General features: G+C 74.3%; 10 protein-coding genes. 1 reads left to right on the top strand and 9 read right to left on the bottom strand.

Annotated elements, in window-relative coordinates; translation table 11 throughout:
- Positions 1-83 precede the first annotated feature (83 nt).
- Complete coding sequence (locus ACZ64A_RS02310; RefSeq protein ID WP_469807669.1) at positions 84-2,039, bottom strand: DUF5107 domain-containing protein; 1,956 nt, start codon at positions 2,037-2,039, stop codon at positions 84-86.
- Between the two features lie 142 nt (positions 2,040-2,181).
- On the opposite strand from ACZ64A_RS02310, the gene ACZ64A_RS02305 reads away from it, so the two are divergent.
- Positions 2,182-2,529 carry a DUF6204 family protein gene (locus ACZ64A_RS02305; protein ID WP_469807667.1) on the top strand — a complete coding sequence of 116 codons (348 nt, stop codon included), beginning with the start codon at positions 2,182-2,184 and terminating at the stop codon, positions 2,527-2,529.
- Here the strand turns inward: ACZ64A_RS02305 and ACZ64A_RS02300 are convergent.
- From ACZ64A_RS02300 to ACZ64A_RS02265, 8 genes are all read right to left on the bottom strand, one after another.
- Positions 2,501-3,052 carry a GNAT family N-acetyltransferase gene (locus ACZ64A_RS02300; protein WP_469807666.1) on the bottom strand — a complete coding sequence of 184 codons (552 nt, stop codon included), beginning with the start codon at positions 3,050-3,052 and terminating at the stop codon, positions 2,501-2,503. The genes ACZ64A_RS02305 and ACZ64A_RS02300 overlap by 29 nt on opposite strands.
- A gap of 75 nt (positions 3,053-3,127) precedes the next feature.
- A complete protein-coding gene (locus ACZ64A_RS02295) occupies positions 3,128-4,051 on the bottom strand; it encodes a S66 peptidase family protein (protein WP_469807665.1) in 924 nt (307 codons plus the stop codon).
- A complete protein-coding gene (locus ACZ64A_RS02290; protein ID WP_469807664.1) occupies positions 4,048-5,976 on the bottom strand; it encodes a dipeptidyl-peptidase 5 in 1,929 nt (642 codons plus the stop codon). The genes ACZ64A_RS02295 and ACZ64A_RS02290 overlap by 4 nt, the downstream gene beginning before the upstream one ends.
- A 10-nt stretch (positions 5,977-5,986) precedes the next feature.
- The gene (locus tag ACZ64A_RS02285; RefSeq protein ID WP_469807663.1) at positions 5,987-7,291 is read right to left on the bottom strand and encodes a M20/M25/M40 family metallo-hydrolase; all 1,305 of its coding nucleotides are present in this window, start codon (positions 7,289-7,291) and stop codon (positions 5,987-5,989) included.
- Positions 7,284-8,117 carry a M55 family metallopeptidase gene (locus ACZ64A_RS02280; RefSeq protein WP_469807662.1) on the bottom strand — a complete coding sequence of 278 codons (834 nt, stop codon included), beginning with the start codon at positions 8,115-8,117 and terminating at the stop codon, positions 7,284-7,286. Before ACZ64A_RS02280 ends, ACZ64A_RS02285 begins: the two co-directional genes overlap by 8 nt.
- 225 nt (positions 8,118-8,342) lie before the next feature.
- Positions 8,343-8,690, bottom strand: coding sequence for a DoxX family protein (locus tag ACZ64A_RS02275; RefSeq protein WP_469807660.1), 348 nt, complete (start codon positions 8,688-8,690; stop codon positions 8,343-8,345).
- Positions 8,691-8,805: 115 nt separating this feature from the next.
- Entirely contained in the window at positions 8,806-9,531 is a 726-nt protein-coding gene (locus ACZ64A_RS02270; RefSeq protein WP_469807659.1) for a methyltransferase domain-containing protein, read from the bottom strand.
- Positions 9,532-9,630: 99 nt separating this feature from the next.
- The gene (locus tag ACZ64A_RS02265; RefSeq protein WP_469807657.1) at positions 9,631-12,081 is read right to left on the bottom strand and encodes a SpoIIE family protein phosphatase; all 2,451 of its coding nucleotides are present in this window, start codon (positions 12,079-12,081) and stop codon (positions 9,631-9,633) included.
- Positions 12,082-12,226: the final 145 nt, after the last annotated feature.

Raw genomic sequence — 12,226 nt, 5'->3', positions numbered from 1 at the left:
CCCGCCGTCCCCGGCCCCGCCACCCCCGGCACCAGCCACCCGCGACCCGCCGCCGACGGCCGGGCCGCCTCGGAACGGCCCCCTCAGGACGGCCGCATCCGGAAGTCGTACCGCTCCGGGAGGGGGTCGTCGGTGAGCCGGGCCCACAGCCGCCCGATCACCTCGTCCCCCTCCCGCAGGTCGGCGACCTCGAACCCCGCGTCGAACACCGCCCGTGCCTCGCCCGTCCTGCCCTCGGCGAGCAGCAGGGCCGCCCCGAGCAGCCGGAACCGGCCGCGTTCCCGGGTCTGCGAGGGCAGCCGCTCCCACACGGCCCTCGCCGCCTCCGTACGGCCGGCGGCCAGCAGCGCCTCGACGGCCTCCCGGCCGAGCGCGGCGGTGGCGGCCGCCCACTGCGGGCCGTCGCCGTGCGGCTCCCGGCACAGGGCGTCGAAGGCCTCGGCGTAGCGCTCGGCCGCCCGTTGCCCGTGGCCGCCCTCCCGGTCGGCGACGGCGAGGCAGCGCAGCAGCGGCCACCGCGAGGGCGCGAGCGGCAGCGCCCGCTCCCAGCTGCGCACCGCCTGGGCGCGGTCGCCGACGTGCCACTGGGCGACGCCGAGGTGGTACTCGGTGTGCGGACGGGCCGGCGCGGCCTCCAGCATGTCCCGCCAGTGCGGGGCGACGAGGCTCTCGCCGGGCGGCAGCTCGCCGCTCGGTGCGGGCAGCGCCCCGGTGCGCAGCAGTGCCAGCCAGGGCTCCTGCTCCTGTCCGAGGGTGGTGTCCGCGAACGGCGTGCCGGGCAGCTTGAAGCCGCCGCGCAGCACCTCCAGCGCGCCCCAGCCGGAGCCGGCGGCGAGCGTTTCGACGGGTTCGGTGTCGGCGTACGGCAGCCACGCGGCGTAGGCGGCGTCGACGTCGGCCGCCGGCAGTACGGCCGCGAGCCGGGCCTCGGCCCGGTCGACGACGGTGTCCCACTCCCCCTGGGGGCTGGCCTCGAGCGGGCCGTACGCCTCCAGCCAGGCGATCTCGCTCGCCTCCTCCAGCCGCACGTGCTCCAGCTGGGTGCGGGCGAGGCCGGCCTGGATCTCGCAGTAGCCGCCGGTGCCGGGTTCGGTGAGCCACTGCTGCCAGCGGCGGCCGCCGGGCAGGTGGCCCCACACGAACAGCTTGCGGCCGCGCAGCACGTCGGTGGAGGTCTGCACCAGCCCGTGGCCGCTCTCGTCCAGCGCGGCGATCCAGGGGCGGCGCCGCGCGGGCACGTCGTAGAAGTAGTCGGCGGCGTACGGGCTGCCCAGGGGGTAGCTGCGGTCGGCGCCGTCGTACGCCGGGACGGGGACGCGGCGCAGCCGGCGCTCGTAGCCGAAGTGGTAGGCCTCGTTCGCCGGGGCGAGCACGCGGCACTCCTCGGGGACGGCGATGTTGGACCACCAGTAGGTGGGCACGGGCCGCTCGTGCGGGTTGCGGATCCGGACGCCGACGTGCAGGAAGTCGGAGCCGTCCGGCAGCCACAGGTCGACCTGGAAGGGCAGGTCGCGCAGCCGCTCCCACTCCCACAGCCGCAGCATGTCGGTGCCGTCGGGGCCGGGCACGCGGGCGGCGTGCAGGGGCGCGCAGGACAGGGTCGTGTGGCCGGTGGCGCCGATGTTCCACTCGATGCCGCCGGAGTACCAGGCGCCGTTGAGGGCGAAGTTGGCGGGCTGCAACACCGGGTTGCGGTAGAGGAGTTCGCGTCCTGTCGGCTTGTGCAGCAGGGAGACGATCCGGCCGCCGAGGCCGGGCAGGACGGTGGCGCTCAGCCGGTCGTTCTCGATGACCAGGGCGTCGAGGCGGCGCGGTGCGCGCCGGCGGCCGTAGCCGTCGCGCACCCGCACGGGCAGCAGGCTGGTCAGCGGGGCGTAGCCGATCTGCCGGGCCGTGTCGCGCGGCAGGTCCTCCTTGTCCCGGTCGTCGATGTGGTGCATCTCGTCCAGGGGCCGCAGCGCGGGCAGCGGATTGTCCGGGCCGAGGTCCGCGGCGGGCAGGGTCAGTACCTCACGTCGGATCGTCGTCACGACGACCATGGAAGCGGTTGCCGGGTGATCCGGCCAGGGCCGCTGCGGGTCAGGGTTGCGCAAAGCCGCCGGTTTTATTCGGTGGGCGGGGCGGCGGGACGCCCGTACAGTCGGCGCGTCGACCACCGTCACGAAGGAGCACGAGCGTCCCATGAGCGAGCAGCACACCTACCGGGTGATCGTCCGGGGTACCTGGGACGGGCTGGGCGAGGAGGCCCGGGAGCGGCTGGTGGCGGAGTCGGGCGCGCACGGGCTGGCGAGCATGCGCTTCACCGAGGAGGGCACGCTGAGCTACGAGCCGCGGCCGCTGAAGCACTTCTCGATGCGGTTCGTGGTGGTGTCGGATGCCGGGGACGGCGAGGAGATGGCCGCTGCGATCGCGGAGGACCGTGCCGCGGCCGCGCTGCGCGCTCTCGGGTACGGCTTCGGGGAGCTGAAGTCGTCGGTCACCGACCTCGACACCATGAAGATCAATTACAAGCCCGCATCTCGGCGGTGATCGCCCAGCGCTCGTGATCGCGCCAGGCCCCGTCGATGAAGAGCATCTTCGGCGAGAACCCCTCGAGCCGGAAGCCGCAGGCGCGGGCCAGGCCGATGGAGGCGGCGTTGCCGGGCTGGACGTTGATCTCCAGCCGGTGCAGCCGCATCGGGCCGAAGGCGTGGCCGACGACGAGGTCGAGGCCCTCCTTCATCAGCCCGCGTCCGGCCGCGTGGGCGAACGCGCCGTAGCCGAGGGCTCCGCTGAGGAAGGCGCCCTCGACGATGTTGTTGATGTTGATGAACCCGGCGATGTCCCCGCCGTCCTTCTCGCAGACCAGGAATCCGGCCTTCGTCGGGTCCTCGATCAGCCGGGACGCGTATGCCGTATAGGCGTCGGCGCTGTCCGGCGGGAACAGCCAGGGGTGGTGCAGATCCTTGCTCTGCCGGGCCCGTGCGGCGAACTCGGGGCCGTCGTCGTAGGCGAAGTGGCGTATGCCCACGCGGGGCCCCTCGGCGAGCCAGCGGGATGCGGTGTGCGGCATTCGAACACTGTACGACGCGACCGGCGCCCGTGCGCGTCGTCCACCGGGGGTACCGCGGTGGACCCGCGGGCGAGGTCAGCTCAGTGCCGGCTCGTCCAGTGTCAAGGTGCCCGCTGAGGCGTCGAGTTCCGCCGCGACGCCGAACGGGATCGTCAGCGCTCCCGCCCCGTGGCCGAATCCGAACTCCTCGGCGACGGGCACGCCGAGCCCGCCGAGCCGGTCGGCGAGCAGCGCCCGCACCCGCTCGTAGGGGTCGCACCGCTCCCACGAGCCGAGCAGCACCGCGCGTACGCCGTCCAGCCAGCCGGAGCGCAGGAGTTGGGTGAGGTAGCGGTCGAGGCGGTAGGGCTCCTCGCCGACGTCCTCCAGGCACAGCAGGCCGCCGCGCGCCGACGGCCGGGCGTGCGGGGTGCCCAGTTCGGCGGCGAGCAAGGACAGGCAGCCGCCCAGCAGTACGCCCCGCGCCCGGCCGGGCACCAGCGCGCCGCTCCCGGACGTGATCGTGCGGACCGTCTCCGGGGCGAACAGGGTGGCCCGCAGGTGCTCCTGGGCGCGGGCGTTCTTGACGAAGTCGATCCCGGCGGCCATCGGGCCGTGCAGGGTGACCAGGCCGAGCCGCGTCGCGAACGCCTCGTGCAGCGCCGTGATGTCGCTGAAGCCGACGAACACCTTCGGCCCGGCGGCCGCCATCGCCTCCCAGTCGAGCAGGTCGGCGACGCGCTGCGCTCCGTAGCCGCCCCGCGCGCACAGCACGGCGTCGACGGCCGGATCGCACCAGGCGGCCTGGAGGTCGGCGGCCCGGTCCTCGTCGGTCCCGGCGAGGTAGTCGAAGTCGCGGTGCCGGTCGAGCACATGGGGCGCGACGACCGGGTCCAGATCCCAGCCGCGCAGCACGTCGAGCCCGGCCTGCAGCCGCTCCTCGGGCACGGGTCCGCTGGGGGCGACGACGGCCACGCGGGCGCCGGGGGCGAGGCGGCGGGGCCGCAGCAGCGGCTTCACTTGGCCAGCTCCAGCCGCGGTACGTCCGTCACCGTCAGCCCGAACACCTGGGCGTACAGGGACAGTTCGGCCTCCAGGGCGTGGACCATGGTCTCGGCCCGCCGGAAGCCGTGGCCCTCTCCTTCGAAGGCGATGTAGGCGTGCGGCAGCCGCCGGCCCTCGATGCGGGCGAGGAACCGTTCGCACTGCTCGGGCGGGCAGATCACGTCGTCGAGCCCCTGGAGCAGCAGGAAGGGCACGGTGATGCGGTCGGCGTGGGTCAGGGGCGAACGCTCGGCGTAGCGTTGCGCGTCGAACGGTCCGACCAGGGAGTCCAGGTAGCGGGACTCGAAGTCATGGGTGCCGTCGGCCCAGCCGACGAGGTCGAGCACGGGGTAGATGATCGTGCCGCAGGCGTAGACGTCCGTCGTGGCCAGGGAGGCGGCCGCGGTCCAGCCGCCGGCGCTGCCGCCGCGGATCGCCAGCCGGGCCCGGTCGGCGGTGCCCTCCTCGGCGAGGGCCAGCGCGACGGCCGCGCAGTCCTCGACGTCGACCACGCCCCACTGCCCCCGCAGCCGCTCGCGGTAGGCGCGCCCGTACCCGGTGGAGCCGCCGTAGTCGACCTCGGCGACCCCGATGCCGCGCGAGGTGAAGTAGGCGATCTCCAGGTCCAGCACGAGCGGGGACCGGCCGGTGGGCCCGCCGTGCGCCCACACCACGTACGGGGGCCGTTCACCGTCCGGTGCCGCGCAGTGCGGGTGGTGCGGCGGGTACACGTGCGCGTGGATCTCGCGTCCGCCGGGGCCGGTGAAGGTCCTCTCCTGCGGCTCGGGGCAGTAGGCCGGGTCGACGGCGTCCCGGTGGGCGGCGCCGACCACCCGGGCGCGCCCGGTGCAGGTGTCCAGCTCGACGACCTCGCCCCCGGTCCGCGGGCTCGCGCCGACCGCGAGGACCCGGTCGCCGTGCGCGGCCAGGGTGGCGGCGTACTCGGTCCACGGGCCCACGGCGTCGGCCAGGACGCCGGTCTCCGGGTCGAGTATGCCGAGCACGGCGGGCCCGCGCCCGTGCAGCACGGCGATCAGCCCGCTGTCCAGCGGCGCGAACCAGCGCTGCCCCAGCTTCCACAGCGGCCCGCCGAACTCCTCCTCGCGCGGGCACAGCGCCTCGCCGTCCCGGTACAGGTTCCACCAGCCGGTGCGGTCGCTCGCGTACAGCAGCCGCCCGTCCGCCGACCAGTCGGCCTGCGCGACGGACTCCTCCTGGCCGCCCGCGACGACCCGCGGGTCGCCGAAGGTGCCGTCCGCGCCGATGTCGGCGACCAGCAGCTCGGTGCCGTCCCACGGCATCCGTGGATGGTCCCAGGCCAGCCAGGCGGCCCTGCGCCCGTCCGGCGCGAGCCGCGGCCCGGAGACGAACCGGTGCCGTTCACCGGTCAGTTCACGCACCGCCCCCCGGTCGCCGGCGGCCGATCCGTCGAGCGGTACGGCGGCCAGGACACGCCGCACGTCGGTGGGCGCCGGGCCGGTGAACTCCTCCAGCACGCACCACACCTCACCGCGGCCGGGCAGGATCTGCGGCTCGGCACAGCGCGGACCGGCGGGCGTGAGCGGGCGGGGCTCGCCGCCGGGTTCGTACGCGTACAGCCGCTGATCGGGGAAGTGCGTGAACACCACGAGCGGCCGGCCGTCGTGCAGCACCCCGTCCCAGGGCCGTCCGCCGTACTCGATGACCCGGCTGCGCACGTTCCACGGCGCGGGCAGAACCGGCTCCGTGCGGCCGTCGGCGTGCCGCCGCACCAGGGCGCGCCGGCCGCCCTCGGTGGGACGCGGCTCGGTCCACCAGGCCTCGTCGCCGACGAAGCCGACGTCCTCGGGGCGCCCGTCATGGGCTGCGGCGAGCGCCGCGTCGACCGGCGACGGCCACGAGCCGTACGGCAGGATCTGCACGGTGTCCCTCCTAGGCGGTGCGCAGGAAACGGTCGAGGACGTGGACGCCGAAGTGCAGGGCCTCGACGGGCACGCGTTCGTCGACGCCGTGGAAGAGGGCCTGGTAGTCGAAGCCCTCGGGCAGCTTCAGCGGGGTGAAGCCGTAGCCGGTGATGCCGAGCCGGGAGAACTGCTTGGCGTCCGTGCCGCCGGACATGCAGTACGGCACGACATGCCCCTCCGGCGCGAACTCCTCGACCGCGGCACGCATCTTGGCGTACGTGGGTGAGTCCACCGGCGCCTGGAGGGCGACCTCGCGGTGGAGGAAGTCCCAGTCGACGTCCGGGCCGGTGAGCTCGTCCAGGGTCGCGCGGAACTCGTCCTCGTGGCCCGCGAGATGACGTCCGTCGACGTGGGCGACGGCCTCCCCGGGGACGACGTTGACCTTGTAACCGGCGTCCAGCATGGTCGGGTTGGCGCTGTTGCGGATCGTGGCCTCGACCAGCTGGGCGGCCGGGCCGAGCTTGCCCAGCAGCGCGTCCACGTCGTCGAAGTCGGGCTCGACGCCGTACAGCGCGGCGAGTTCGGCGAGCGCGGCCCGCACGGTCGGGGTGAGCCGTGTCGGCCAGCTGTGCTCGCCGATGCGGGTGACGGCGGCGGCGAGCCGGGTCACCGCGTTCTCCCGGTTGACCTTGGAGCCGTGTCCGGCCCGGCCGCGCGCGGTGAGCTTCAGCCAGCCGGTGCCGCGCTCGCCCGCGGCGATGGGGTAGATCTGCCGCCCGGAGCCGTCGTGGAAGGTGAAGGCGCCGGACTCGCTGATGCCCTCGGTGCAGCCCTCGAACAGCTGCGGATGGTGGTCGGCGAGGAAGCCGGAGCCGTCCTCGGCGCTGGCCTCCTCGTCGGCGGTGAACGCGACGACGATGTCCCGCCGGGGCCGGAAGCCCTCACGGGCCCAGGCGCGCACGACGGCGAGGATCATCGCGTCCATGTTCTTCATGTCGACGGCCCCGCGGCCCCAGACGACGCCGTCGCGCACCTCCCCGGAGAAGGGGTGCACGCTCCAGTCCCGCGCCTCGGCGGGTACGACGTCCAGGTGGCCGTGGACCAGCAACGCGCCGGCGGAGGGGTCGGTGCCCTCGATACGGGCGACGACGTTGGTGCGGCCCGGTGTCCGCTCCAGCAGCACGGGCTCCAGCCCGGCGCCGGCGAGCCGTTCGGCGGCGTACTCGGCGGCGGGCCGCTCCCGGCAGTCGCCGCCGCCCCGGTTGGTGGTGTCGATGCGGATGAGACCGCAGGTGAAGTCGACGACCTCGTCCAGGGCCTGCTGGTCAGCCATACTGCTCCTCCACTGCGGCCGAGGCGATCGTGGTGACCGCCTTGAACGTGCGGATCCCCTCGTACATGGTGTCGCTGGTGTACGCCACCTTCCGCTCCCCGATCCGGCCGACGCCCGGCACGACCGTCGCGGCCATGGCCAGGTGCTCGGCGTCGAACTCGACCGCCACGGTGAACGGGCCGGCGTCGGACGGCGGCTGACGGACCGCCAGCCGTGCGGCCTCCTTGGCGGCGGCGCGGATGTCGGCGGCCGTGCGGGCCGGGGTGCGGCAGACGGCGGCGTACCGGGACACATGGTCCTTGACGGCGACTTTCAGCGCCTCGGGCGCATAGCCGAGGGCGTCGTCGCAGGCGACGTCGTCCCCGGTCACCAGCACCACGGGCACCCCGTACTCGGCGACGACGTGCGCGTTCAGCAGGCCCTCGCTGGCCCGGACGTCGTTCAGCCAGACGCCGGTGATCTGGTTGGCGAGGTAGGTGTGGGCGAGGACGCCCTCCATGCCGGCACCCGCGTGATAGCCGACGAAGGCGATGCCGTCGATGTCGCCGTGCTGCACGCCCTCGACCATCGACAGGTCCTTGTGCCGGCCGGTGAGCATCTGCGCCCGCTCGTCGAGCCGCTCCAGCAGCAGGTTGCGCATGGTCGAGTGGGCCTCGTTGACGACCACTTCGTCGGCGCCGCCGTCGAAGAAGCCCCGCACGGCGGCGTCCACGTCGGAGGTGAACATCGCCCGGCACCGCTCCCACTGCGGCGTCCCCGGCAGCACGTCGGCCGGCCAGGTGACCCCCGTGGCCCCCTCCATGTCGGCACTGATGAGGATCTTCATGCTCCGCCACGTTACGCGCCGCCCGCCCCACCGGCCAGGCTCCGGCCCGGGGTGTCCCGAGCCCGGCGCGCCCCGACCCGCCGCCTGCCGCCCACGCGACGCCGACGGCCCCGCCGAGCACATGGGGGCCGGGGCACGTTGCCGCCCGGCCGCGAGTACCCGCGGCCGGGCGTGTGGTGATCACGGGATCCGCCGTGGCGGCCAGGCGGCCAGACGGTCAGGCGGTCAGGCGGTCAGGCCCAGGACAAGGGACGCGACCGCCGGTGCCGCGTACACCAGGGGGAACGGCACGTGGGAGAACCAGCGGGCGCGGATCACGGTGATCGCCGCGCCGAGGAAGTACAGGATCAGGCCCACCGCGGCCAGCCGTCCGATCACCGGCACCGCGAGACCGACCAGCAGGCCCACCGCTCCGGCGGCCTTGGCCGCGCCGAGCCAGGGCCACCACGCGCGCGGGACGCCGTAGTCGGCCAGTGGCTTGACCGTCCACTCGGCGTGGAAGAAGACCGAGCCGGCGGAGAAGGCCGCCATGACGGCTCCGAGGACGGTGACGACGACGTAGGCGGTGGACATGGCTGCGGCTCCTTGGCTGGGGTGGCTGGGGCGACCCTGCGGTGCTGTCACCGGTCTGACGCGCCGCGCGCCGTGGATGTGACCGGTACGGGGCCACCCTTTCCCGTGGCCTGGGTCACACGGACACGCGGGCCAGCACGAACCAGTGCGCCGGCAGCTCCAGCAGGCTGCCGTCGGGCAGGTACTCGGTCTGCGCCAGTGCCGTGTCGCCCTCGGCGAGGATCTCCAGACCCGCCGCGCCGAGCAGCTGCCGGATCTCCTCGTCGGGCGCGTCGGCCGGCTTGAGCCCGTGCTCGAAGACCCGGCGCAGCTTGGGCCCCGGCCCGCCCGGCCCCTGCGCGGCCCGCCGCAGCACCTCGCGGGAGCCGGAGGTCAGCTCCACGACGAAGGCCCGGCCCCGCTCACCCGTCAGCTCGGCGACGGCCGCCGCGACCGCGGGCCGTGCCTGTGGCTCGCTCTGGTGGATGACCGCCCGCATGTAGACGTTGGTGTCGCCGAGCCGCTCGTGCAGCGCGCGCACGGCGTCCGCGTCGGTCAGGTCGAGCTGCTGGAACTCCACCCCGTCGCCCTCTCCGCCGCGCCGCGCGTGCTCGACGGCCGCGTGCGACAGGTCGACGCCGACGGCCCGCGCGAACCGGGTCGCGAGATAGCGGGTCTGGGTGCCGTTGCCGCAGCCGAGGTCGACCACGGGCAGGTCCGGGTCGGCGTGGGGCAGCAGCAGCTCGCTGTGCGGCACGGCGGTCAGCTCCACCCCGGCGTCCCAGATCGCCTCACCCGGCTCGTCGGAGGTCTTCTCCCAGTAACTCTCCCAGGCGCTGCGGTAGTTGTCCGAGACGTTCATACGTGCTCCCCAGGTCGGCGTCGTGATCGACATATCGCGACGCGCCCGGGCACGGCAAGGGGGCGAGGGAAGGCTTTCACCCGGTGTTCGACGTCGGGGTCAGGACGTCAGCGCCTGTTCGAACCACACCGTCTTGCCGTTGCCCTGCACACTGGCGCCCCACTCCCGCGCCAGCCGGCTGACCACCCGCAGCCCTCGCCCGTACTCCTCGTCCTGCCCGCGGGCGAGCAGGGCGGGCAGCTCGGCGCCCTCGTCGGTGACCTCGACGAGCAGCGCGTCCGCGAGGACGAGCCGCAACCCGATCCGGCGTCCACCGCTGTGGCGTACGGCGTTGGTGACGACCTCGCTGACGAGCAGCTCCGCCGTCTCCACCATGTCGGCCAGGTTCCAGCGCAGCAGCTGATCGCGGACCAGCCGGCGGGCCCGGCCGGCCTCGCGCGGGTCGTGGTCGAGCGGCCACTCGGCGATGTGTCCGGCGGGGATGCCGTTGAGCCGGGCCAGCAGGAGCGCGACGTCGTCCTTGCGTTCGCCGTGGGTGTTGAGCGCCCGGATGATGGTGTCGCAGGCGTCGTCCATGGAGGCCGCGGGATGGGCGGCGGACTCGCAGAGCGCGGCAAGACCTTCCCCGATGTCCGCGCCGCGCACCTCGACGAGCCCGTCGGTGCACAGCACGAGCCGGTCGCCGGGCGCCACCCGCACCACGGCGGTCTCGAAGGGAACGCCGCCGATACCGATGGGCGCGCCGGTCGGCAGGTCGAGCAGCTCGCTGCGGCCGTCCTCGGCACGGACCAGCACCGGCGGGATGTGCCCGGCGTTGGCGATCCTCAGCTCGCCGTGGATCGGGTCGTACACCGCGTACAGGCAGGTGGCGAGGTAGGTCTCGCCGAGCCGCCGGGCCAGGTCGTCGAGGTGGCGCAGCATCTGGGCGGGCGGCACCTCCATGGCGGCCATGGTCTGCACGGCCGTACGCAACTGGCCCATCATGGCGGCGGAGTTCAGACCGTGGCCCATGACGTCGCCGACGACGAGGGCGGTGCGGGCGCCGGGCAGTTTGATCGTGTCGAACCAGTCGCCGCCGACCCGTCCGAGACGGGTGCCGGGCAGATAGCGGGTGGCGGTGTCGCAGCCCGCCATGCGCGGGGCGACCTGCGGCAGCATGCTGTCCTGGAGGGTCTCGGCGACGTTCTCCTGGTAGGTGTACATACGGGCGTTGTCGAGCACGAGGCCCGCGCGTGCGGCGAGTTCGGCGCCGGTGGTGCGGTCCATGTCGTCGAAGGCGGCGCGGTCGGGGCGGCGCATGAGCACCATGAAGCCGAGGACGACGTTGCGCGCCTTGAGCGGCACGATCAGCAGGGAGCGGCCGGTGATCAGCGGCCGCAGATCGCGTTTTTCGAACTCGCCGGAGATCCGCTCGCTCAGCTCCGGACTCACCCGCTCGATGAGGACCGGTTCTCCGGTGACCATGCACCGGTAGAAGGGCGTGTGCTCGGGGAAGGCGAAGGTCTCGCCGACCGGGACGGTGTCGTCCCAGCGGCCGGGTTCGTCGTTGTGCTCGACCCAGACGCGGTGCATCACGGTCTGCGCGTCCGGCGGCCCGTCCGGGAACTCCTCACCGGCCAGGACGGCGGCCCGCAGATGGGTACCGGCGAAGTCCGCGAAGCGGGGCACCGCGGCGCTGGTGACCTCGCGGATGGTCGCGTCGAGGTCGAGGGAGGAGCCGATGCCCCGGCTGACCTCGTTGAGGAACTCCAGCCGCTCGCGTACGGCCGCGTACTCCAGCTCCGACTCCGCGCCCGCCGGTACGGCCGCAGGCGCCGGCGCCCGGGTCCGCTCGGCGAGCACCGCGGCCGACCGGTCGGCGCGGCGCGGCACGCCCCAGTCCGGGGTGACGGGCACCCGGTCGAACTGGCTGAACTCCAGGACGGGATAGCCCAGTTCGAGGACCTGCGAGATGATCCGGGCGCTGCGGCCGGGGCCCATGTTGGGCAGGATCTCCGGCAGCCGGCGGGCCAGGCCGTCGGCGTCGGGCAGTTCGGTGTGGCGGGTGAAGCCGGGTGAGATCCGCTCGATCAGCTCGTCGTCGTAGCCGCGCTCGGCGTGCAGCCGTGCGGCGTCCGCGGCGAGCACCAGCAGCCGCGCGGAGCCGGGGCCGACCAGCGGGTAGGCCCACCACAGGACGTCGAGCCGGTCGCCGCGGCCGGGGTGGGCGACGCGCGCCCGGCCCGCCGCCGGGTAGGCGGTGCGGCCGCCGAGCGAGGCGCCGAGGCCGGGGCCGAGACCGTCGTACGCGTCGTAGGCGTCGAGCGTCGGGCCGTCCTCCGGATCCTCGGGCAGCGCACCGGAGACCGGCAGCAGGTCGACGGCCGGGCGGCCGACGGCGTCCTCGCGTGCGGTGCCGAACAGCCGCCGCGCTCCGGTGCTCCAGTGGGACACCAGTCCGTCCCGGTCTATGACGACCACGGCGAGCGGAATCCGCCCGGCGTCCGCCCGTGCACTCTCGCCGTCGGCCGCGCGGCCGGTGTGCACGCCCGTTTCGGTGCCATGGTCCATGACCCAGGCCCCTTCTCCCCCTCGACGTCACGTGGGTTCCCCGTGGGTGCCGCGCCCTCAAGATCTGCGCCGCTCTCCCACGGTACGGTGACCGCGCGCCGCGGTGTGCGGCAATCACGGGATTTCCCGCGGCCGGACGCGCCGC

The sequence above is a fragment of the Streptomyces sp. NPDC104814 genome (assembly GCF_055583185.1).
The sequence above is the reverse complement of the archived record's forward strand: the minus strand, read 5'-3'. Positions and strand labels throughout refer to the sequence as shown.